This is a genomic window from Streptomyces oceani, assembly GCF_001751245.1.
Classification (GTDB): Bacteria; Actinomycetota; Actinomycetes; order Streptomycetales; family Streptomycetaceae; genus Streptomyces; species Streptomyces oceani.
Genome location: NZ_LJGU01000095.1, coordinates 13,195 through 35,754, shown reverse-complemented (window position 1 = coordinate 35,754; position 22,560 = coordinate 13,195). Strand labels below are relative to the sequence as shown.

Sequence of the window (22,560 nt, the reverse complement as noted above, 5' to 3'; positions counted from 1 at the left end):
GAGGGGCGCCCCGGGTGGGGCGCCCCGGTGGACGTTACTTTGAGAGGTCCGGGTACAGCGGGTGCTTCGCGACCAGCGCCGCGACCCGGGCGGCCAGGCCCTTCGAGACGGTCTCGTCGAAGTCCGGCTTCAGGGCCTCCGCGATGATGTCGGCGACCTCCGTGAAGTCCTCGGCGGTGAAACCCCGGGTGGCCAGCGCCGGGGTGCCGATCCGCAGCCCGGAAGTGACCATCGGCGGTCGTGGGTCGTTCGGCACGGCGTTCCGGTTGACCGTGATACCGACCTCGTGCAGCCGGTCCTCGGCCTGCTGCCCGTCGAGTTGACTGTGCCGCAGGTCAACCAGGACGAGGTGTACGTCCGTACCGCCGGAGAGCACCGAGACGCCGGCGTCCACCGCGTCCGGCTGGGTGAGCCGCTCGGCGAGGAGCCGCGCGCCCTCCTTCGTACGCCGCTGACGCTCCTGGAACTCGTCACTCGCCGCGATCTTGAACGACACGGCCTTGGCCGCGATCACATGCTCCAGGGGCCCGCCCTGCTGGCCCGGGAAGACCGCGGAGTTGATCTTCTTGGCGTGCTCCTTGGTGGACAGGATGACCCCGCCTCGCGGGCCGCCGAGGGTCTTGTGCGTGGTGGTGGTGACCACGTCCGCGTACGGCACCGGGTTGGGGTGGAGTCCCGCCGCCACCAGGCCGGCGAAGTGCGCCATGTCGACCATGAGCAGCGCGCCCACCTCGTCCGCGACCTGCCGGAAGGCGGCGAAGTCCAACTGCCGCGGGTACGCCGACCAACCGGCGATGATCATCCGCGGGCGGTGTTCCCTGGCCAGCCGCGCGACCTCGTCCATGTCGACGAGGCTGGTCTGCTCGTCGACGCGGTAGGCGACGACGTTGTACAGCTTGCCGGAGAAGTTGAGTTTCATGCCGTGGGTGAGGTGCCCGCCGTGCGCGAGATCCAGACCCATGATCGTGTCACCCGGGCTGAGCAGCGCGAACATCGCGGCGGCGTTGGCGGAGGCACCGGAGTGCGGCTGTACGTTGGCCGCCTCGGCGCCGAACAGCGCCTTGATCCGGTCCCGCGCGATGCGCTCGACGACGTCGACGTGCTCGCAGCCGCCGTAGTAGCGACGGCCCGGGTATCCCTCGGCGTACTTGTTGGTCAGCACCGAGCCCTGGGCCTCGAGCGCGGCGACCGGCGCGAAGTTCTCCGAGGCGATCATCTCGAGGGTGGACTGCTGACGGTGGAGTTCGGCGTCGACGGCGGCGGCGACGTCCGGGTCAACCTCGTGCAGGGAGCTGTTGAGAAGTGTCATGGCACATCTTCCTGTGAGGAGGGATTCCGCCGAGGGTGGTTCCGCGGCGCGGACTGGATTACGCGGTCGGGCGCCCGTTCGGCTGCGCTGGCGAACGGAACACGCTGGCCACGGGCCTAGCTACCCGAGGCGAAGGCGGCGTACTCGTCGGCGGTCAGCAAGCCGGCCGGCTCGCCTTCCAGGCGTACCCTGAACAGCCAGCCGCCCTCGAAGGGAGCGGAGTTCACCAGCGACGGGTCGTTCACCACGTCCTCGTTGATCTCGGTGATCTCACCCGTCACGGGCGAGTAGAGGTCACTGACCGACTTCGTGGACTCCAGCTCGCCACAGGTGTCGTCGGCGGTGACCTGGTCTCCCACCTCGGGGAGCTGCACGAAGACGACATCGCCGAGCGCGTCGGCGGCGTGCGCCGTGATGCCGACCGTCGAGACGCCGTCCTCGGCGGCTGACAGCCACTCGTGCTCCTTGCTGTAACGCAGGTTTTCCGGGTTGCTCATGGTGCGATTCTCCTGGATGGGTGCCGGGTGTGAACGGGCGGGAGTGCGGTCGGTGCGTCGGTTTGGGGCCGGGACTACCTCTGGCGCTTGTAGAACGGCAGCGCGACGACCTCGTACGGCTCGTGGTTGCCACGGATGTCCACCGCCACGCCCTCGGTGCCGGGTGCGGCGTACGCGGCGTCCACGTAGGCCATGGCGACGGGCTTGCCGAGGGTGGGTGTCGGGGCGCCGGAGGTGACCTCCCCGATCACCGTGCCGTCGGCGGCGGCGACCACGGGATAGCCGGCACGCGGCACCCGGCGACCGGTGGCGATCAGCCCGACCAGCGTGCGTCCGGGCGTCGCCTCCGCCCGCGCGGCGGCGGCCTCCAGCGCGTCCCGGCCGACGAACCGGCCGTCGTTCGTCGTCTTCTCGAACTTGACGAGGCGCCCCAATCCGGCGTCGAACGGGGTGGTCGCGGTGCTCAGCTCATGCCCGTACAACGGCATCCCGGCTTCCAGCCGCAACGTGTCCCGGCAGCTCAGTCCGCAGGGCACGAGGCCGACGGACTCGCCCGCGGCGGTCACCGCCTGCCATACGGCGGGCGCGTCCTCGGGGGCGACGAAGAGCTCGAAGCCGTCCTCGCCGGTGTAGCCCGTGCGGGCGATGAGTGTCCGTACGCCGGCCACCGTGCCGGGTAGACCTGCGTAGTAGCGCAGCCCGTCCAACTCCGCGTCCGTCAGCGACTTGAGGATGCCGGCCGCCTCCGGCCCCTGCACGGCGAGCAGGGCGTACGTCTCCCGGTCGTCCCGTACGGCCGCGTCGAAGCCGCTCTGCCGCTCTGTGAGGGCGTCCAGTACCACCTGGGCGTTGGCGGCGTTGGCCACGACCAGATAGTCCGGATAGCCCTCGGAGCCCAGTCGGTAGACGATCAGGTCGTCCAGGATGCCGCCCCGCTCGTCACAGATCATGGTGTAGCGGGCGCGACCCGGCTTGAGCGTGGAGAGGTTGCCGACGAGCGCGTAGTCCAGCAGTGCGCCGGCCTGCCGTCCGGTGACCGAGATCTCGCCCATGTGGGAGAGGTCGAAGAGGCCGGCGCGGTCGCGTACGGCCTGGTGCTCCTCGCGCTCGCTGCCGTAGCGCAGCGGCATGTCCCAGCCCGCGAAGTCGGTGAGCGTGGCACCCAGCGCGCGATGTGTCGCGTCGAGCGCGGTGGTGCGTGGCTGGTGGCTGGACGTGCTCGTCATGTCAGGCTCCCGGGACTGGTGACACGGATGTCCTCCCCATCTGTCATCGGAACCTGAGAGGTTCGCCACAAGCCCGGATACCCGGACGGGTGGCTTGCACCTTCGGTGGGGCCGCGCTCGCGGCCCGCTTTTCAGATCTGCCTCGTCCGCACGGTATCGGGGCCTGAGAGATTCAAGGGAGGATCTTGCTCCTTCGGCGCCCCGGCGGCGTGCACCCGGGGACTCTCCCGCGCGGATTCAAGCGGCCAGTATGTAGTTGGCGCCCCCATCATGGCACGGCGCACCCGGTGCTGTGCAGGTCGCGTCCACGCACCCGGCCGTCAACGGGGCTTTATCGGCTGGCAATCGCCTTGTCCGGCATTACCTTTTCTTGACACTCTCATGCGAAAGCCGCCCCGCTTCCGGGGCGTTACACAGGGAGGTTCGGTGGAAAGCCCGCGCACTGTTCACCCGTCCTCGCCCGCCAGCCTGCGAGGACTACCCAGCTGCGTGGCGCTGCCACTCGCCGTACGGGATCTGCGGGGCACGGCGCTGACGCGTTCGCTGCGTTTCCCGACGGGAGACCGGGTGGTGGTCTCCGGTCTGCCCGGCAGCGGCAAGTCCACCCTGATCCGTCGTGGTGCGGATGCGCCGGCGACGGTACGCCGCGTCGACTCGCAGGACATGCGGGAGCACTGGGCGGGACGGTTGCCGCGGTGGTTGCCGTACGCCCTCTACCGGCCCCTGGTCCGCGTCGCACACTACGCCGCGCTCGCCGCCGCGCTCGCCTCGCCGCTGAGCGTGGTCGTGCACGACTGCGGGACGCAGGGCTGGGTCCGCCGCTGGCTGGCCGCCGACGCCCGACGGCGCGGGCGGGGGCTGCACCTGGTGCTGCTGGACGTACCACCGGACCGTGCCCGGGAGGGGCAGGCCGTCCGGGGGAGACGTGTCTCGCGGTACGCCTTCGCCCGGCACCGCCGTGCCGTACGCCGACTGGTGCGGGAGGCGGAGACGGGACGTCTGCCCGCGGGGTGCGCGTCCGTGGTGCTGCTGGACCGGCGAGCCGCCGAGGCGGTGCGGCGGCTGGTGTTCGAGGAGCGCGGATAACGCGTACGGCGGTCCGGCCGGTCGGACAACCGCCCGCGGAAGTGGGGGAGTCGGCCTCCGTGGCCGACTCCCCGAAGGAAAGGTCAGCCCGGGGTCAGCCCTTCGGACCGTCCCCGGGCTGATGGGGAAGGTCTGGCAGCCCGCGCATGTCCGCGGGCGGCAGCGTGTCGCCGAGCATCACCGAGGTCATGAGGTTCACCGTCGCGGTGACGGTGGCCCTCAACTCGGAGTTGACCTTGGCGGGCTCACCGGAAGTGGACGCCGTCAGCAGCGCGTCCACCTGGTGACGCAGCTGTTCCACCGCCCTGAGCGTCGTCTCGCCCGGCGCCGCGGCTGCTTCGGCGGCCGGTTCTCCGGCGGAGCCGGTCTCCGCGTCCTGCGGGAGGTCCTGCTCGCCGGCCCGGTTGGCCTGTTGGCGGATCTTCGTGAGCGCCCGCTCCACGGCGCCGGCGTGCTTCTGCGCCGCCTCCGGTGAGAGGTTGCCGTCGGTGGTACGGAGCACGTCCTGGATGAGTTCGCTGACCGGCCGGATCGCTCCGCTGGTGTTGCTCAGGACGCGGTTCTGTTCGGCGACCTTCTCGGCCCCGGGGAGCGCGGGTGCCGGGGCCTGCACGGACTGGACGGACTGGACGGTGGACTCGTGGTCGACGGCGAACGCCGTGGCCGCGCCGACACCGCCCAGAGCGAGGCTCGCGGCGACGGCGAGAGAGGTCGTCTTGGGAAGACGCATGGGGACGGATCCTTCTATGAGGCTTTTGGGACACTGTCACCTTTCGAGACGCCGCCGCCCTGTGCAACCGCTCGGTCGCAGTCAGTGGCTGATCGGGTGAGGGTGGGTGGCACGTCGCCCCCGCCGCCGCCCGCTTCCGCGCGCTCTCCGACCCCGTGCCCGACCGGGCACCGTGACCCGGTCGGACCGATAGCCTTGCGGCCATGACCATTCCGCAGCAGTACGGACCCGGGCATGGCGGCGGCTGGCCCGGCAACGAGCTGGAGGAGACCCTCGCCGCCTCGCTCGCCGCCCCGCACGCCGGGGGCAGACTTCTGGAGGTGCTCGGGCGCAGCAACGTGTGGGTGCCCCTTCCGGAGGGCGGCGGTCCGGACAGCCCGCACCTCGACCTGCCGACCGTGGAACTCGAAGGGGCGCCGTACGTCCCGGTGTTCAGCTCCGAGCAGCAGTTCCTGGAGGTCGTCGGCGGGCACATGTCGTTCACCGTCGCTCCGGTCGTGGAGTTCGCGCGAGGCCTGCCGCCGCGCATCGGCATGGCGGTGAACCCGGAGGGCACCGTGGGAGTGCCTCTCCCCCCGGCCGCCGTGGCGGAGTTGTGCCGGGCGGCCCCGGGCGCCCGGGTGCCGGGCGTGGCCAGCGGAGCCCGCGTCCGGCTGTTCGAACCGGACTGGCAGGACGAGCCTGTCGACTTCCAGGGCGCCGCCGCTGGGGAGTTCGCGGAGTTGGGGTGCGTACGAACCGCTCGTCGGGCCTTGGCGAGCACCGAGGGAGAGGCCCCGGCGCTGTTCGTGGGGGTGGAGCTGGACCTGCTCGACCCCGACGCGCGCCAGCGGGCGCATGACGCGCTGGCCCGTGCCCTGGCCCAGGAGCCGGTGCGGTGGCCCGTGCAACTGGTCTTCCTGGACGCGGCGCAGGACCCTGTCGTGGAGTGGCTGCGGCAGTGCGTCCGGCCGTTCTACACACGGGGATAGCGGCGTCCGACGCTGGAGACGCGGACGGGATGACCGAGGTGCCGGACGGGGCGCGCCGCGGGACGAACGGGCGGGACGCACCCGTGCGTCCCCGGGTGCTGTCTGGCGGGCCTCGTAAGCTGGTTGGATGCCAGCGGACACGTTGTGCTGACAGCGACCGACCAACTGAAGGGGAGGCCAGGTGAGCCCTGGTGGGAGCGTCGAGCAGCTTGTGCGACAGGTGACACCCGGCCGGTACGACATCTACGAGTCGCTGCTCGACACGCTGGCCGACGCACGGCTGTGGATGCTGCTGTGGAGGGGCACGGCCGGCTCCCCGGACGCCCAGTACGGCAACATGGAGGTCAGCGGCCATGGTTACGCCCCGTGCGTCACCTCCGAGCAGGAACTGACCGCGTCCGGCTGGACCCGGGCACACGAGGTGGTCACCGGCCGGGAGATCGCCGCCGCCCTCTTCCCGGACCGATGGGGCGTCTGGCTCAACCCGCACGCGCCGGGCGGGGGGGTCGGGGTGCCCTGGCTGGATCTGCGTCGTGTCGTCTCCGGGCTGGACCGGTTGCCCGCCGGTCCCCTGCGGATCTCCGAACCCACCCTGGAGATCCCACAGTTCTACGCCCTGCTCACCCAGTACGCCCACCGCACCCCGGCGGTGCGCTCGCTGCGCCGCGCCTGGGTGCGCCCGGTGCTCGGTTCGCCGTACCTGGCCATCGGGCTGGATCTCTACGACACGGGAGAACCGTCCGTCGAGTCGGTGCGGCAGATGATGCGGCAGTCGGTGGCGGCGTTGCCGGACGGCCTGCCGGTCTCGAGCGTGGCGATGTCCGACGACCACGACCCGGTGACGATGTGGTTGCGGGCGAATTCCCGGCCGTTCTTCGACCGGGACGTACAGGTGGGCGCCGCTCCCGGGGTCGCGCCGGCACACGGATACGGCTACCCGCGGGCGTACTGACCGCCGGGGAGATTCGGCTGCCGCCGGGGGCGAACGCTCCGCCGCCGGCGGCGTGGTGACCAGGTGTCAGCGGCGCCGCGTAAGCCGATACATGCCTCCTTACCGCACCGCTCAGTCGCACGATCCGTCCGGATAACGGCATGCGATGGGTCACATCACAGTTGCGCATCCTTTCCCAGGGAACCCTGGCGACTGATCGCGGGCTGCGTGAAGACTCCCGACTCACAGGCCGTCGGCCTTTTGTACGAACAGCTGTCAACCAGCCGCTACCAACGGCAGGGCGTGAGCTGGCTACCGCCGGCCGAGAGGGGTCCGCACCACGATGACGGCACCAACGCACGACACGGTCAAGGCTGACGAGGCCGAAGCCGATGCCGCAGCTGACGTCGCGAAGAAACATGTGGAAGGTCGCTCGCTGGGTCGTATCGCCTGGGCCCGGCTGAAGCGGGACAAACTCGCCCTGGCGGGCGGTGTCACCGTGGCGGTGCTGATCCTGGTCGCGGTCTTCGCGCCGGTGCTCACCGCGCTCATCGGACAGGACCCCAACGAGTACCACCAGGACCTGATCGACCCGCTGTTCGGCACCCCGACCGGTTCGTTCGGTGGGATGAGCGCCGACCACCTGCTGGGCGTGGAACCAGTCAACGGACGTGACGTGCTCGCCCGCATCATCTACGGCGCTCGGGTCTCGCTCCTGGTGGGTTTCCTCTCCGCGCTGGTCGCGGTCGTGCTGGGCACCGTACTGGGCATCCTCGCCGGCTACTTCGGCGGCTGGCTGGACGCGCTGATCAGCCGAGTCATGGACATGCTGCTGGCCTTCCCCCAGCTGCTGTTCATCATCTCGCTGATCGCCGTGGTGCCGAACTCCATGCTGGGACTGGAGGGCACCGGAGTCCGGTTGTTTGTCATGGTCCTGGTGATCGGTTTCTTCGGCTGGCCGTACATCGGTCGGATCGTCCGGGGGCAGACCCTGTCGCTACGCGAGCGCGAGTACGTGGAGGCCGCGCGCAGCCTGGGTGCCGGCAAGCGGTACATCCTCTTCAAGGAGCTGCTGCCCAACCTGATCGCGCCGATCACCGTCTACACCACGCTGATGATCCCGACGAACATCCTCACCGAGGCGGCGCTCAGCTTCCTCGGAGCCGGCGTCAAGCCGCCGACGGCCTCGTGGGGACAGATGTTGAACACCGCGGTCCGCTACTACGACCAGGACCCGATGTTCATGCTCGTTCCCGGCATCGCGATCTTCGTCACCGTGCTCGCCTTCAACCTCTTCGGAGACGGCGTACGGGACGCGCTCGACCCCAAGGGGACCCGTTGACCCCTGCCCGAACCCCCCCTGGCTCGTCGCCATGTGCGGGCCGTGACAACCACGGAGGATGCGACATCGTGAGATTCCTAGGAACATCGAGGCGCCGCAGCGCCGCGGCATCTGCCCTCGTGGTCGGGGCCCTGCTGACGACGGCGGCCTGCGGTGGCGGCAACAGCGACACCAACGGTGACGCCGCCGGCTACAACGCGGCGATCAGCAAGGTGGCCAACGAGTCCGACAAGAAGGGCGGCACGCTGAAGTTCATCGGCGTGCAGGACGCGGACTCATGGGACCCGACCCGCGGTTACTACGGCTTCGCCTGGAACTTCATGCGGTTCTACACGCGTCAGCTGGTGACCTACGCGCCCGAGCCGGGCAAGGCCGGCAACGAACTGGTGGGTGACCTTGCCAAGAGCAAGGCCAAGATCAGCAACGACGGCAAGACGTACACCTACGAGCTCAAGGACGACGTCACCTGGCAGGACGGCAAGCCCGTCACCTCCAAGGACATCAAGTACGGGATCGAGCGGCAGTGGGCGCAGGACGTGCTGTCCGGCGGTCCGGTGTACCTCAAGAACGTGCTGGACCCGGATGACGAGTACGAGGGTCCGTACAAGGACAAGTCCAAGGACAAGCTCGGCCTGGACGCCATCAAGACGCCGGACGACAAGACCATCGTCTTCAACCTGCCCAAGGCGAACTCGGACTTCGAGTCCATGCTGGCGATGGCCGCCGCCTCACCGGTGCGCCAGGACAAGGACACCAAGTCGAAGTACACTCTCAAGCCGTTCTCGAACGGTCCGTACAAGTTCAAGGACTACTCGCCGAACAAGAAGCTGGTGCTGGTCCGGAACGACGAGTGGAAGCGCTCCTCGGACAAGGTGCGCGCCGCTCTGCCGGACAAGGTCACCGTCACGCTGATCACCAACCCGGACGAGCTGGACAAGCGCCTGATCAACGGCGACTACGACGTGGATCTGAACGCCACCGGGCTCAGCCCGGCCGGCCGTGCCGCCGCGCTCAAGCAGCACAAGGGCAACGTCGACAACCCGGAGACCGGCTTCATCCGCTACGGCGTCTTCCCGCAGTCGGTCAAGCCGTTCGACAACATCCACTGCCGTAAGGCCGTCATCTACGGCTCCGACCACAAGTCGATCCAGACCGCACGCGGCGGCCCCAAGGCCGGCGGCGACATCGGCACCAACATGCTGCCGCCCGTGGTGCCGGGTTCGGACCCCTCCTGGGACCCCTACGGTCTGCGCTCGAACGACGGCGCGGCCAACAAGAAGAAGGCCAAGGAGGAGCTCAAGAAGTGCGGTAAGCCGAACGGCTTCACCACCACCATCGCCGTCCGGAACAACAAGGACGTCGAGGTCGACTCGGCCGAGGCGATGCAGGCCTCCCTCAAGAAGGTCGGCATCAAGGCGAAGATCGACGAGTACGACGGAGCCCAGATCGCCGGGATCGTCGGCAACCCCGACGTCGTCAAGAAGAAGAACTACGGCATCATCATCATGGGCTGGGGCCCGGACTTCAACTCGGCCCAGGGATACGGCAAGCCGCTGTGGCACAGCGACTACATCCTGGACAACGGCAACAACAACTTCGCCGAGATCGACGATCCCAAGATCGACGACGCCTTCGCCAAGTTCCAGTCCGAACTGGACGAGAAGAAGAAGGCGAAGATCGCCGGAGAACTCAACAAGATGGTGATGGAGGGTGCCTACTACCTGCCCTTCACCTTCGAGAAGATGCTGACCTGGCGCTCGAGCCGACTGACGAACGTGTACTCCACCGCCGCCTACAGCGGGCAGTACGACTACGTCTCGCTCGGCGTGAAGTAACCGACCGCCGGCACACCCGCCAAAGAGGCACGAAGGGCAGGTGAGGGCCGCAGTGGTGGCCCGGATCCACCGGAGGCGACCCCTCCGTGGACCGGGCCACCGCAGGGCCGAGAGCAGTGCTCACATACCTGATCAGGCGGCTGTTCGCCGCCGCCGTGATGCTGGTCGTCATCGTACTGGCGGTCTTCAGCATCTTCTTTCTGATCCCCAAGTGGACCGGAGTCGACCCGGCCACGATGTATGTCGGCAAGCAGTCCGACGCACAGGCGCTGGAGGGCATCCGAGAGAAACTCAGCCTGGACGAACCGGTGTTGGTCCAGCTCTTCGAGTTCTTCAAGGGGATCTTCTTCGGCCGCGACTACGTCGGCGGTGGCACGTCCCTGCACTGCGACGCACCCTGTTTCGGATACTCCTTCAAGACGGAACAGCTCATCTGGCCGGTGCTGACGGACCGGCTCCCGGTGACCTTCGGTCTGGCCGTCGGCGCGGCGGTGATCTGGCTGATCATCGGCCTGTCTGCGGGTGTGGTCTCGGCGCTGCGCCGTGGCTCGCTGTGGGACCGCGCGTCGATGACCCTCGCGCTGGGCGGCGTCTCGCTGCCGATCTACTTCACCGGCCTGATCTCGCTCGCGGTGTTCTCCTATCAACTCGGCTGGGTCAGCAACGAGTACACCCCGATGGAGGAGAGTTTCACCGACTGGTTCAGCGGGATGATCCTGCCGTGGGTGACGCTGGCCTTCCTCTTCGGCGCGATGTACGCCCGACTCACCAGGGCGACCATGCTGGAGGTCATGGGGGAGGACTACATCCGTACGGCGCGGGCCAAGGGCGTACGCGAGCCCGTGGTCATCCGGAAGCACGCGATGCGCTCGACCATGACGCCGATCATCACGCTGCTCGGGGTGGACCTGGGCATGCTGATGGGTAACGCGATCCTCACCGAGACGACGTTCAGTCTGCCCGGTCTCGGGCAGGCGGTGTTGGACGCGATCGGCGAGCGGGACCTGCCGCTGATCCTGGGTGTCACCCTGATCACCGCGACCGCTGTGGTGCTGGCGAACCTCGTCGTGGACATCCTGTACAGCGTGATCGACCCCCGAGTGAGGCTCGCATGACAGACCTCAGCAAGACCGGCACGGCCCCGGGCGAGCCGACCGACGAGCGGTCCCCGGCCGGGGAGCACTACCTCGACGTACGCGACCTGGTCATCCACTTCCCGACCGACGACGGGATCGTCAAGTCGGTCGACGGACTGTCGTTCCAGCTGGAGAAGGGCAAGACGCTCGGCATCGTCGGGGAGTCCGGTTCCGGCAAGTCCGTGACCTCGCTGGGCATCATGGGCCTGCACACGGTTGGACAGTACGGACGCCAACGGGCGCGGATATCCGGGGAGATCTGGCTGGACGGCAGGGAACTGCTGCACGCGGACCCGGGCGAGGTGCGCAAGCTGCGTGGCCGCGAGATGTCGATGATCTTCCAGGACCCGCTGTCGGCCCTGCACCCGTACTTCACGATCGGCAAGCAGATCGTGGAGGCGTACCGCATCCACAACGACGTCGACAAGAAGGTCGCCCGCAGGCGGGCGATCGAGATGCTGGACCGGGTCGGCATCCCGCAGCCGGACCAGCGGGTGGACAGCTATCCTCACGAGTTCTCGGGCGGCATGCGGCAACGCGCGATGATCGCCATGTCGCTGGTCAACAATCCGGAGCTGTTGATCGCGGACGAGCCGACCACCGCCCTGGACGTCACCGTGCAGGCGCAGATCCTGGACCTGATCCGGGACCTGCAGAAGGAGTTCGGCTCCGCGGTCATCGTGATCACCCACGACCTCGGTGTCGTCGCCGAGCTGGCGGACGACATCCTCGTGATGTACGGCGGCCGGTGCGTCGAACGCGGCAGCGCGGACAAGGTCTTCTACGAGCCACAACACCCCTACACCTGGGGGCTGCTCGGCTCGATGCCGCGAATCGACCGGGACCGCACGGACCGCCTCAACCCGGTCCAGGGCTCGCCGCCCAGCCTGATCAACATCCCGGACGGCTGCGCCTTCCACCCGCGCTGCCCGTACGCGGACGTGCCCAAGGGCGATGTCACCCGCACCGAACGTCCCGAGCTGCGGGAGGTGGGCAGCGGGCACTTCTCCGCGTGCCACCTCCCGCGCGAGGACCGGGAGCGGATCTGGAACGAAGAGATCAAGCCGAAGCTGTGAGCGAGGACGAGCAGATGACCAACCCGGAAGGGGCGGACGCGGCCGAGCCGGCAGCCGACAGCACGGCGGATTCGGCTGCTCAGGAGGACGCGGTCGCCAGCGAGGCCAATGCGGAGAGCGCCGCGGCCGTCACCATGACCAGCGAGGACGCCGCGCCCGGCGAGATCCTGCTGCGGGTCACTGACCTGAAGAAGCACTTCCCGGTGACCAAGGGCGTGCTCAAGCGCCAGGTAGCCGCCGTCAAGGCGGTCGACGGCCTCGACTTCGACGTCCGTGCCGGGGAGACCCTGGGCGTCGTCGGTGAGTCCGGCTGCGGCAAGTCGACCATGGGGCGCCTGATCACCCGGCTGCTCGAGCCGACCCACGGCACGATCGAGTTCGAGGGCCGGGACATCTCACACCTGGGCACCGCGGGCATGCGACCGCTGCGGCGCGACGTCCAGATGATCTTCCAGGACCCGTACTCCTCGCTGAACCCCCGGCACCCGGTCGGGGCGATCGTCAGTGCCCCCTTCAAGCTTCAGGGCGTACGTCCCGAGGGCGGCGTGAAGAAGGAGGTGCAGCGGCTGCTCGAGGTGGTTGGGCTCAACCCCGAGCACTACAACCGCTATCCGCACGAGTTCTCCGGCGGTCAGCGCCAGCGGATCGGGATCGCACGGGCACTGGCCCTCAAGCCGAAGCTGGTGGTGGCGGACGAGCCGGTCTCCGCGCTCGACGTCTCCATCCAGGCGCAGGTGGTGAACCTGCTGGACGATCTCCAGGGCGAACTGGGCCTGACGTACGTCATCATCGCGCACGACCTGTCGGTCATCCGGCACGTCTCGGACCGGATCGCGGTGATGTACCTCGGGAAGCTCGTGGAGTTGACCGACCGCCAGTCGTTGTACGACGGCGCCATGCACCCGTACAGCAAGGCGCTGCTCTCGGCGGTGCCGGTGCCTGACCCGCGGGGCAAGGCACAGCGCGGCGAGGACCGCATCCTGCTGCAGGGCGACGTGCCCTCGCCGCTGAACCCGCCGAGTGGCTGCCGGTTCCACACCCGCTGCTGGAAGGCGACGCGGGTCTGTAAGAACGAGGAACCACCGCTGCTGCAACTGCGTACCGGGCACCAGGTGGCCTGTCACCACCCGGAAAACCACGAGGACCAGCGACCCGAGGACACCGAGTTGCTGAGCGTGGCGGAGAAGACCGCCGACGAACTCGACAGCGAGCGCAGCGCGATCGAGCAGCGGGACCGGGAGGCCGTGGGCAAGCCGTGACGATCGGCGGCTAGCCGATATCCGGTAGCCCGGGGTCCCGGCGCCGGTCGACCGCCGCCGGGGCCGTGCGGCGCGGCCCCGGTGACGGACGCCCGTGCGTACGGGCGCGTGCGTACGGGCGCGGGGCGGCCGAGTGACGGAGGCCGCCTACCGGCGAGTAACAAATTCGGTGTACGGTGCATCCCATGTCCGACGCCAAGATCAGTGAGTTCGACCGTGCCACGGCCCTGCGGCGCCGCCAACCCGGCGTCCACGACGCGCTTCTCGACGAGGGCTGGGCTGTCGGCCACGCGGTCAACGGCGGCTACCTGCTGAGCATCCTCGCCAGGGCACTCGGTGCGGACCTGCCGCACCCCGATCCGTTCACCATCAGCGCCCACTACCTGACCGCGAGCCTCCCCGGACCAGCGACCGTACGCACCGAACTCGCCCGTGCCGGTCGTACCCTCGCCACCGGCTCGGCGTCCCTGTGGCAGACCGACGACACGGGCACGGAGGTCGAGCGCGTCCGGGTGCTGGCGACCTACGGCGAGCTGGACCAACTGACCGAGGATGTCCGTACCAGCGCCAAGCCGCCGCACTTCCCGCCCCCGCAGGAGTGCTTCAGCCCGCGTGACAATCCCGCGGGCAGCGCCGCGAACCCCGCGATGACCGACCGACTGGACCTGCGGCTTGACTCCGCCACGGTGGGTTGGGCGCTCGGCGAGCCGTCCGGGTCCGGCGAGATGCGTGCCTGGTTCTCGTTCGCCGACGGACGGGACGCGGACGCGCTCTCGCTGCTGACGACGGTGGACGCGTTGCCGCCGGCAGCCTTCGAACTGGGCGTCACCGGCTGGCTTCCCACGGTGGAACTCACCGCGCACGTCCGTGCCCGGCCGGCGCCCGGTCCACTTCGGGTGGCGCTGAGTACCCGCAACATGGCCGGTGGATTCCTCGAGGAGGACTGCGAGGTCTGGGACTCCGAGGACCGACTGGTGGCGCAGGCCCGGCAGTTGGCCCGTCCCCGGTAGCGGCGGCCGGCGCGGGGGCGTACGGGACGGCCGGGCGCGGTGTGCTCGATCGGCCCCGGCACCGTCCCGGGGAGTCCAGCCCGGGGCTCAGCCCTGCTCGGCACCGGCGGACGAGGCCGTGGCCCGTTCCGTCGCGGCGATCGTCGCGGAGCCGACCACCCGAGTCCCGTCGTACAGGACGATCGCCTGTCCGGGAGCGACGCCCCGCACCGGGGTCCCGAACCGCACCAGCAGTTCCCCGTCCGCGTACTGAGCCGTGACCTCCGTCTCGCCGCCGTGCGCGCGCAGTTGCGCGGTGTACGTCCCGGAACCGACCGGTGCGGTACCACACCAGCGGGGGCGTACGGCGCGCAGCGCGCCGATGTCGAGCGACTCCGCGGGGCCGACCGTCACGGTGTTGTCGACCGGTGAGATGTCCAGGACGTAGCGCGGCCGGCCGTCCGCCGCCGGGCGGCCGATGCGCAGACCCTTCCGCTGCCCGATGGTGAAGCCGTGCGCGCCTTCGTGCGTGCCCAGGGTGGCCCCGGACTCGTCGACGATGTCGCCCTCCGCACGACCGAGCCGGTCGGCGAGGAAGCCCTGGGTGTCACCGTCCGCGATGAAGCAGATGTCGTGACTGTCCGGCTTCCGGGCCACCGCCAGGCCGCGCCGCTCGGCTTCGGCCCGGATCTCGTCCTTGCTGGTGACCGTGTCGCCGAGCGGGAACATCGCGTGCGCGAGCTGGGTGTCGTCGAGCACTCCGAGGACGTAGCTCTGGTCCTTGGCCAGGTCGCTGGCCCGGTGCAGCTCGCGGGCGCCGTCCGCGGTGCGGAGCACGGTGGCGTAGTGCCCCGTGCAGACCGCGTCGAAGCCCAGTGCCAGCGCCTTGTCCAGCAGCGCGGCGAACTTGATCTTCTCGTTGCAGCGCAGACAGGGATTGGGCGTACGCCCGGCCTCGTACTCGGCGACGAAGTCCTCGACGACCTCCTCGCGGAAGCGTTCCGCGAGGTCCCAGACGTAGAACGGGATGCCGATGACGTCGGCCGCGCGGCGGGCGTCGTGTGAGTCCTCGACGGTGCAGCAGCCACGCGCGCCCGTACGGAAAGACTTCGGGTTGGCGGACAGGGCGAGGTGCACCCCGGTGACGTCATGACCCGCCTCCACGGCGCGGGCCGCGGCCACGGCGGAGTCGACACCTCCGGACATCGCGGCCAGGACGCGGAGTGGGCCGTCCGGGCTGCTGGGCGTGCTGACCGAGCGGTCGCTGACCCGCTCGGCGCCGGCCGGGTCGTTACGGACCGGGCGGTCGGTGTGGGGAAGGGCATCCATAACGCCCTCCAGGGTACGGGGAACCGACCGATGCCCCGTGCGCGTTGTTCTGGTCGGTCAGTCGGCTCGGCACGGTTGTTGGGTGTGTCAGACCGGTTCGTCGCTTCCGTCGGTCACTCGGGCGGAGCGGGGGAGGTCATCGCCGGCGTGTGGGGCATCGGAGAGGCGGTTCAGTGGCAGCGGAGCGGGGACAGGCGGAACACCCGTCCGGAAGCGGGCCGGCGGGCGAGGGCGGTGGTGGTGCCGGCCCGGACGGCCGGCGGCGGCCCCGCCGGCGGTCGTTGCTGATCGGTGGTGGCACCGCGGTGGGACTGGGCGCCGTGGGCCTGGCCGCGCGGGACGAGCTGAGCCGCTGGTGGTGGCGGATTCCGGGGAACGAGAAGCCGCGTACCCCGGGCGCCGTCGACCACCGGGGGGCCGAGTGGATCGCGGCGAGCGACGCGAATCTCCGCCGTGCGGACCGTCCGGCGGACCACGTCATCGACCGGGTGGTCATTCATGTCGTGCAGGGTAGTTACGCGGTCGCGCTCAAGGTCTTCCAGGACCCGGCACACGGCGCCGCGGCGCACTACGTCGTGCGCGCGAAGGACGGGCACGTCGCACAGATGATCCGGGAGCTGGACATAGGCCACCACGCGGGCGACCTGTCGTACAACCAGCGGAGTGTCGGCATCGAGCACGAGGGATTCGTGGACCGGCCGGAGGACTTCACGGACGCGATGTACGCGTCCTCGGCGAAGCTCACGGCCGGCATCTGCGGGCGGTACGGCATACCGATCGACCGGGAGCACATCGTCGGACACCACGAGGTGCCCGGCGCGGACCACACCGACCCCGGGCCGCACTGGGACTGGGAGCGTTATCTGCGCCTCGTGCGGGCCGCGACCTCCTGACATCACGCGACGCCCGGAGCAAGAGCGCTGTCATTGTCCGTCAGAAGCGGACGAGCGCCCTCGCACGCCATCCAGGAGGTACGAGGTGCGGCGGTCGTAGTCCTCCCGGGGAGGCCGCCTGCCGTGCTTGAGGGCGAGGGCGTTGTCGACGACGAGTGCGTGGAGATCGCCCGCCGTGAACTCCGGCCGCAGCGCAACGGAGGTACGCGCCGCTGTGATGAGCTCTTCGTTGGCCTCGCTTCCGGCTCGGCAGATCTCCATGAGCTGCTGTGAGTGCGGATACGTCTGCAACAGGACGTCGTTGAAGGCGGGCTGGCGGTACTGGAGGTCGCGGATCGCGGTGAGGTAGTACGTCACCCGCTCGTCGACGTCGTCGATGGTCCGCGTGTGGTCGATGATGGCGAGTAGCTCACTCGCCACGAGCTCTTCGATGACGGCTTCGATGAGGCCGATCCGCCCACCGAACCGGTTGAAGATCGTGGCCTTGCTCACTCCTGCCGTCTTGGCGACCTCCTCCAGCGGCACCGTCAGGCCCTGTCCTCGGAAGGCGCCGACCGCGGCAGAGCGGATCTGTTCGGAATTGCGCCGGGCGTCGGCGCGCAACCGGGATTTCGAAGGCACCGTTCCGGCCACGGCCCTCACCGCCTCTTCCTCTCGCGCACGGTCGTAACTTGACTCCACTGGTCAGCTTACCTACGGTCGTGCACGGAGATAAATTGACTCGCATGGTCAATTTATGCTCGCCCCAAGAGGGGTCGTGGTCGTAGGCGTTTCAGAGGAGGCCATGAACATGATCGTAATCACCGGCGCGACCGGCGGGCTGGGCGGCGCCACCGTCGAGCATCTCCTCAAGCGCGTACCCGCCGATCAGATCGGTGTCAGCGTCCGAGACGCCGCCCCCGCGCAGCGCTTCGCCGACCGCGGCGTGCGCGTGCGGCAGGGCTCCTACGAGGACCCGGCCGCGCTACGTTACTCCTTCGCCGGTGCCGAGCAGGTCCTCCTCGTGTCCGGCAATGATCCGTCCGCCGACATGGTCAGCCTGCACCGAAACGCCATCGAAGCCGCGGTCGCGGTCGGCGCTCGGCGGGTCCTCTACACGAGTCAGCAGGGTGCCGTCCCCGGTAACCCGTACCGACCGTCGGACATCCACATCGCCACCGAGGCGATCCTCGGCGACTCCGGGGTCGCCTGGACCGCACTGCGCAACGGCGCGTACGGCCAACTCGATCAGGTTCTCGGCCCGTGGCGGCGGACCGGTGTGATCGCGCAGCCGGAAGACGGCCCCGTACCGTATACGGACCGTGCCGACGTAGCCGAGGCCACGGCGGTCATCCTCGCCGGTGACCGCTCGTTCGACGGCCCGCTCACCCTCACCGCGCCGACCGCCGTCACGTTCGACGATCTCGCCAGGATCGCCTCTGATCTCACCGGTCGCGCCATCAAGCACGTCGTCACGGACGACGAACAGTGGGTCGCCGATCGCGTCACGGCCGGTGTGCCGGAGCGGATGGCCCGACTCATGCTCACCTGGTATCAGGCAGCCCGCGCGGGCTACTTCGCCGAAGCAGACCCGGTGCTGGCCGAACTCCTCGGCCGTGAGCCCCGCACTGCCGCTGACCGGCTCGCAGCCCGGACTGTCGCCTGAGCGGTCGGGGACCTCGGAGAGGGGCTCAGAGCGGGAAACCACCCGAGCACGCCATCGGCCGCTCCCGCGTCGCCTCGCCGCCGGACAGGCTGGCGACGCACCCGAGTTCGCCATGTCACGGCCGCCCGTCCGTTCCCCGAAGTCCTCGGCCGTCCGCGCACCAAGCCGGACGTTGTGCTGGCGGATAAGACATACTTCCCCGGGCACGATCCGATGGCCCGTGAGCTGATCCGAACGACGCGGCCTAGATCAGGCCCGCGGACCGCGCGCGCCGCACGGCGGGACCGATCGCCGTGGCCAGCGCGTCGACGTCGGCCTTGGTCGAGGTGTGGCCGAGGGAGAACCGCAGCGTGCCCCGCGCCAATTCCGGTTCGACACCGGCGGCCAGCAGCACATGGCTCGGCTGTGCCACGCCGGCCGTGCAGGCGCTGCCGGTGGAGCACTCGATGCCCTGGGCGTCCAGCAGCAGGAGCAGCGAGTCGCCCTCACAACCGGGGAACGAGAAGTGCGCGTTGGCGGGCAGCCGCCCCGCCGTGTCGGGATCGCCGTTCAGCACCGCGTCGGGAACCGCCGCCCGTACGGCCTCGACGAGAGCGTCGCGCAGCGCCCCGATGTCCCGGGCGAAGTCGGGGGCCGTCTCCACGGCCTGCGAGGCGGCGGTCGCGAAGGCGGCGATGGCGGGCACGTCGAGGGTGCCCGAGCGCACTTCGCGCTCCTGCCCGCCGCCGTGCAGCAGCGGTTCCGGGGCGTACTCCCGGCCGAGCAGCAGGGCGCCGACGCCGTACGGACCGCCGATCTTGTGACCGGTGAGGGTGAGGGCGGCCAGTCCGGAGCGGTCGAAGTCGACCGGGGCCTGTCCCACGGCCTGCACCGTGTCCGCATGCATCGGGACATCGAACTCTGCCGCGACGGAAGCGAGTTCGTGAGCCGGAAGGATGGTGCCGATCTCGTTGTTCGCCCACATCACGGTGACGAGCGCGACGTTCGAGGGGTCCCGCTCGAGCGCCGCGCGCAGGGTGTCCGGGTGCACCCGACCGTACGGATCCACTGGGAGCCACTCCACTTCGGCGCCCTCGTGATCCGCGAGCCAGTGCACGGCGTCCAGCACCGCGTGGTGTTCCACCGGACTGGCCAGCACCCGCCGGCGGTGCGGGTCGGCGGCGCGGCGAGCCCAGTACAGGCCCTTGACGGCGAGGTTGTCGGACTCGGTTCCACCGGAGGTGAACACCACCTCGCTGGGCCGGGCTCCGAGCGCCGCGGCGAGTTCCTCCCGTGCCTCCTCGACGGTCCTGCGGGCGCGTCGGCCGGCACCGTGCAGTGAGGAGGCGTTCCCGGTCGTGGTCAACTGGCTGGTCAGCGCACGCACCGCGGCCGGCAGCATCGGGGTGGTGGCGGCGTGATCGAGGTAGGCGGAGTGGGCCATGATGCGTCGATTCTACGAGCTTCCGTCGGGGTGCGTACGGGGTGCCCGACCGGCACGGCACCCACGGCACGACTGACACGGCACTGGGACCGGAACGTGGAGCCGGCACGTGCAGCCGGCACGGAAAGGAGGACCCTCGGAACGAGGGCCCTCCTGGGTGGGTATCTTGGGCCGCCCTCGGGAGAGGGTCGGCGTGATCTGTCCCTTTCTCGACAACGGGCTTCTCCCGTCACCGCAATTCGGCAACACGCCACCCGAGCGGTTCGAATTCCGTTCGCGGCACGCCGTGCCCACAGGATGGGGAGCATCGGGTACCGCGCGGAGCTAGAGGTCGTCGCGGCTTTTGGCTCAGCGGCCGTTCTCCGCCTGGAACATCCAGTGCTGCTTTTCCAGATCGCCGGTGACCTGAATGAAGATGTCCTCCGTCACCGGGTCCACCTTGCCGACGGCCGCCATGCGTTCCCGAGCCTTTCCGATGGTGGCGGACAGTGCGGCGACCATCGTCCCCACCGCGTCGACATCCTGCAGCCAACCCTCCTTGACGGTGCCGATCGCACTGCCGGAACTGACCGTTCCGGCCCGCCCGTCAGGGGCGATACCCAGAGCGGAGGCCCGTTCGGCGACCTTGTCGGCGTAGTCCCGGGCGAGGCTCACGACCTCGTCCAGTTGGAGGTGGATGGAACGAAAACGCGGACCGACGATGTTCCAGTGGATCTGCTTCGCCACCAGCGAGAGGTCGAGGAGATCCAGCAGCGTTCCCTGTAGTGCCTCGCCGACGACCCGCAGGTCCTGCTCGGGAAGCGTGCTCTTCGGGGCGTATGACACGGAAGATTCACCTCTCTCGAGGTACGTACCAGTTCGCCCTCCACCGTAACGCTGATCCCGGCATGTGGCCCTGTCGGAATCATCCTGGTTCGGGGGCTTCGGCTGCTGGCACTGAGTGCCTTCGAGGGTGGGTGAGGCTTGTCGCGTTCGCCAGGAGGTAAGCCAAAATGTCGCAGTTTCACAAAGGAATTTTTTGGATTGCAAAAGTGCTGGTCGAGCGCATATTTTGCACCTCGGGGCCGCAACATCCGAGGATTGCAGGCATAACTTCGGCGGTTGCTGGATAGTGATGCGGTGGGGCCCGTGCGTGGTTCCACGCAGGCCTCCGTGGCGAGGGTGTGACCGCGCATGCGGAAAATCCACCGTCCCTACAACCGGAGGTTTCGTCATTTCAGCGCGAGCTGTGCAGGAATTTGGAGACAACCCGGTAGAGGTCCGGGAAACAGGGCACTACACCGAGGAATACGTCCCAAGTTTCGTCGACAAATGGGATTCGCTCATAGACTGGGCGAAACGAAGCACGAGCGAAGGCAACTTCTTCATCGACCTGCTGCGTAAACGGGGCGTACGCAGCGTGCTCGACGTGGCGACCGGCACCGGATATCACTCGGTGCAACTCATCGAGGGTGGCTTCGACACCGTAAGCGCCGACGGCAGCGCCGAGATGCTGGCGCAGGCATTCGACAACGGCGTGCGGTACGGCGGTCACATCCTGCGCGTGGTGCAGGCGGACTGGCGTTGGCTCAACCGTGACGTGCACGGCGAGTACGACGCGATCGTCTGTCTCGGAAACTCCTTCACGCACCTTTTCGAGGAGCGCGACCGAAGGAAGGCACTCGCGGAGTTCTACGCCATGCTGAAGCATGACGGTGTGCTGATCCTTGATCAGCGGAACTACGACACAATGCTGGACCGTGGTTTCTCCAGCAAACACACGTACTACTACGGCGGCGAGGATGTCGCGGTCGAACCGGAACACCTGGACGAGGGCCTGTGCCGCATGCGGTACACCTTCCCGGATGATTCCGTGTACCACCTCAACATGTTTCCGCTGCGCAAGGACTACACGCGTCGACTCATGTCCGAGGTCGGATTCCAGCAGATCGACACGTACGGCGACTTCCAGCACACCTACCGTGACACGGAGCCGGACTTCTTCGTGCACGTCGCGGAGAAGGCGTATGTCGCCAATGACGAGGAGAAAGGTTACTCCGCAGCCGTCACCACCGCGCGGAGCTACTACAACTCCTCGGACGCCGACACCTTCTACGCTTCCGTGTGGGGCGGCGAGGACATCCACGTCGGTCTCTACGAGCGCCCGGACGAGCCGATCCCCGAGGCGAGCCGGCGTACGGTCGAGCGGATGGCCGGCAAGCTCCAACTGTCGCGCGGCTCCACGGTGCTGGACCTCGGTTCCGGCTACGGCGGCTCGGCCCGCTACCTGGCCGAGACGTACGGCTGCCGGATGCTGGCGCTGAACCTCAGCGAGGTGGAGAACGAGCGTAACCGCGCCCTCAACGCCGAGCGTGGGCTGACCGGGGCAATCGAGGTGGTGGACGGTTCCTTCGAGAACATTCCGTACCCGGACAACAGCGTGGACGTCGTGTGGTCCCAGGACGCGTTCCTGCACAGCGGTAACCGGGAGAAGGTCCTGGACGAGGTCGCCCGGGTGCTCCGTCCCGGCGGCCAGCTCATCTTCACGGACCCGATGGCGACGGACGGCACGCCGAAGGCCAAGCTGCAGCCGATCCTCGAGCGCATCCACCTGGACACCATGGGCTCCCCGGGCTTCTACCACGACCAGTTGACCCGGCTGGGCTTCAACGAGGGGCCCGACGGCGGCTTCGAGGAGCACCGTGAGCAACTCCCCGCGCACTACGGGCGGGTGCTCGAGGAGACGAAGCGCCAGGAGACGAACGGGCTGGCGGAGAAGGTCAGCTCGGACTACCTCGACCGGATGAAGACCGGCCTGGGCAACTGGGTGCACGGTGGTAAGGAGGGCCACCTGACCTGGGGCATCTTCCACTACGTGCGGTAGCGCCCGAAAGCGCGCCGAGC

Annotated in this window: 20 protein-coding genes and 1 riboswitch; of the genes, 12 read left to right on the top strand and 8 right to left on the bottom strand. The window is 68.9% G+C overall.

Translation table 11 applies throughout. The features are described 5' to 3' along the window. Positions 1–34 precede the first annotated feature (34 nt). From glyA to gcvT, 3 genes are all read right to left on the bottom strand, one after another. A complete protein-coding gene (glyA, locus tag AN216_RS02550) occupies positions 35–1,309 on the bottom strand; it encodes a serine hydroxymethyltransferase (protein ID WP_070194918.1) in 1,275 nt (424 codons plus the stop codon). 116 nt (positions 1,310–1,425) lie between these two features. Then, positions 1,426–1,806 carry a glycine cleavage system protein GcvH gene (gcvH, locus tag AN216_RS02545; protein WP_070194917.1) on the bottom strand — a complete coding sequence of 127 codons (381 nt, stop codon included), beginning with the start codon at positions 1,804–1,806 and terminating at the stop codon, positions 1,426–1,428. Positions 1,807–1,880: 74 nt separating this feature from the next. Beyond that, complete coding sequence (gcvT, locus tag AN216_RS02540; RefSeq protein ID WP_070194916.1) at positions 1,881–3,032, bottom strand: glycine cleavage system aminomethyltransferase GcvT; 1,152 nt, start codon at positions 3,030–3,032, stop codon at positions 1,881–1,883. Positions 3,033–3,173: 141 nt separating this feature from the next. Beyond that, a riboswitch (glycine riboswitch) is annotated at positions 3,174–3,272 on the bottom strand. Positions 3,273–3,413: 141 nt separating this feature from the next. On the opposite strand from gcvT, the gene AN216_RS02535 reads away from it, so the two are divergent. Beyond that, positions 3,414–4,118, top strand: a complete 705-nt coding sequence (locus tag AN216_RS02535) for an AAA family ATPase (protein ID WP_070194915.1) — start codon at positions 3,414–3,416, stop codon at positions 4,116–4,118. Between the two features lie 94 nt (positions 4,119–4,212). On the opposite strand, the gene AN216_RS02530 is transcribed toward AN216_RS02535, so the two are convergent. After that, the gene (locus AN216_RS02530) at positions 4,213–4,848 is read right to left on the bottom strand and encodes a hypothetical protein (protein WP_070194914.1); all 636 of its coding nucleotides are present in this window, start codon (positions 4,846–4,848) and stop codon (positions 4,213–4,215) included. A gap of 203 nt (positions 4,849–5,051) precedes the next feature. Between AN216_RS02530 and AN216_RS02525 the strand changes: the two genes are divergently transcribed. The 8 genes from AN216_RS02525 to AN216_RS02490 all read left to right on the top strand — a co-directional run bounded on the left by AN216_RS02525 (position 5,052) and on the right by AN216_RS02490 (position 14,408). Continuing rightward, entirely contained in the window at positions 5,052–5,819 is a 768-nt protein-coding gene (locus AN216_RS02525) for an enhanced serine sensitivity protein SseB (protein WP_070194913.1), read from the top strand. A 181-nt stretch (positions 5,820–6,000) separates the two neighbouring features. Continuing rightward, positions 6,001–6,771, top strand: coding sequence for an enhanced serine sensitivity protein SseB C-terminal domain-containing protein (locus AN216_RS02520; RefSeq protein ID WP_070194912.1), 771 nt, complete (start codon positions 6,001–6,003; stop codon positions 6,769–6,771). A 322-nt stretch (positions 6,772–7,093) separates the two neighbouring features. Further along, complete coding sequence (locus AN216_RS02515; protein WP_070194911.1) at positions 7,094–8,092, top strand: ABC transporter permease; 999 nt, start codon at positions 7,094–7,096, stop codon at positions 8,090–8,092. A gap of 68 nt (positions 8,093–8,160) precedes the next feature. Continuing rightward, positions 8,161–9,927 carry an ABC transporter substrate-binding protein gene (locus AN216_RS02510; protein ID WP_070194910.1) on the top strand — a complete coding sequence of 589 codons (1,767 nt, stop codon included), beginning with the start codon at positions 8,161–8,163 and terminating at the stop codon, positions 9,925–9,927. A 116-nt stretch (positions 9,928–10,043) separates the two neighbouring features. Continuing rightward, the gene (locus AN216_RS02505) at positions 10,044–11,042 is read left to right on the top strand and encodes an ABC transporter permease (RefSeq protein ID WP_070194909.1); all 999 of its coding nucleotides are present in this window, start codon (positions 10,044–10,046) and stop codon (positions 11,040–11,042) included. Beyond that, a complete protein-coding gene (locus tag AN216_RS02500) occupies positions 11,039–12,139 on the top strand; it encodes an ABC transporter ATP-binding protein (RefSeq protein WP_070194908.1) in 1,101 nt (366 codons plus the stop codon). The genes AN216_RS02505 and AN216_RS02500 overlap by 4 nt, the downstream gene beginning before the upstream one ends. A gap of 134 nt (positions 12,140–12,273) precedes the next feature. Further along, a complete protein-coding gene (locus AN216_RS02495) occupies positions 12,274–13,398 on the top strand; it encodes an ABC transporter ATP-binding protein (protein WP_170843009.1) in 1,125 nt (374 codons plus the stop codon). Between the two features lie 185 nt (positions 13,399–13,583). After that, positions 13,584–14,408 (top strand): thioesterase family protein, encoded by an 825-nt coding sequence (locus AN216_RS02490; protein ID WP_070194907.1) that lies wholly within the window; start codon positions 13,584–13,586, stop codon positions 14,406–14,408. Between the two features lie 87 nt (positions 14,409–14,495). Here the strand turns inward: AN216_RS02490 and mnmA are convergent, their stop codons facing one another. Beyond that, positions 14,496–15,593 carry a tRNA 2-thiouridine(34) synthase MnmA gene (mnmA, locus tag AN216_RS02485; RefSeq protein WP_070194973.1) on the bottom strand — a complete coding sequence of 366 codons (1,098 nt, stop codon included), beginning with the start codon at positions 15,591–15,593 and terminating at the stop codon, positions 14,496–14,498. A gap of 296 nt (positions 15,594–15,889) precedes the next feature. On the opposite strand from mnmA, the gene AN216_RS02480 reads away from it, so the two are divergent. Next, positions 15,890–16,609, top strand: a complete 720-nt coding sequence (locus AN216_RS02480; protein WP_070194906.1) for an N-acetylmuramoyl-L-alanine amidase — start codon at positions 15,890–15,892, stop codon at positions 16,607–16,609. A 30-nt stretch (positions 16,610–16,639) separates the two neighbouring features. Here AN216_RS02480 and AN216_RS02475 read toward each other — a convergent pair whose 3' ends face one another. Then, complete coding sequence (locus AN216_RS02475; protein ID WP_476755921.1) at positions 16,640–17,251, bottom strand: TetR/AcrR family transcriptional regulator; 612 nt, start codon at positions 17,249–17,251, stop codon at positions 16,640–16,642. A 148-nt stretch (positions 17,252–17,399) separates the two neighbouring features. Here AN216_RS02475 and AN216_RS02470 point away from each other — a divergent pair, with 148 nt between their 5' ends. Next, positions 17,400–18,254 carry an NAD(P)H-binding protein gene (locus AN216_RS02470; protein WP_070194971.1) on the top strand — a complete coding sequence of 285 codons (855 nt, stop codon included), beginning with the start codon at positions 17,400–17,402 and terminating at the stop codon, positions 18,252–18,254. Positions 18,255–18,498: 244 nt separating this feature from the next. Here AN216_RS02470 and AN216_RS02465 read toward each other — a convergent pair whose 3' ends face one another. Beyond that, complete coding sequence (locus AN216_RS02465) at positions 18,499–19,677, bottom strand: cysteine desulfurase family protein (protein WP_070194905.1); 1,179 nt, start codon at positions 19,675–19,677, stop codon at positions 18,499–18,501. Positions 19,678–20,025: 348 nt separating this feature from the next. Next, on the bottom strand, positions 20,026–20,502 hold the full coding sequence (locus AN216_RS29910; protein WP_070194904.1) for a Dps family protein: 477 nt from the start codon (positions 20,500–20,502) through the stop codon (positions 20,026–20,028). A gap of 403 nt (positions 20,503–20,905) precedes the next feature. Between AN216_RS29910 and AN216_RS02455 the strand changes: the two genes are divergently transcribed. Then, the gene (locus AN216_RS02455) at positions 20,906–22,540 is read left to right on the top strand and encodes a glycine/sarcosine N-methyltransferase (protein ID WP_476755920.1); all 1,635 of its coding nucleotides are present in this window, start codon (positions 20,906–20,908) and stop codon (positions 22,538–22,540) included. Positions 22,541–22,560 lie beyond the last annotated feature (20 nt).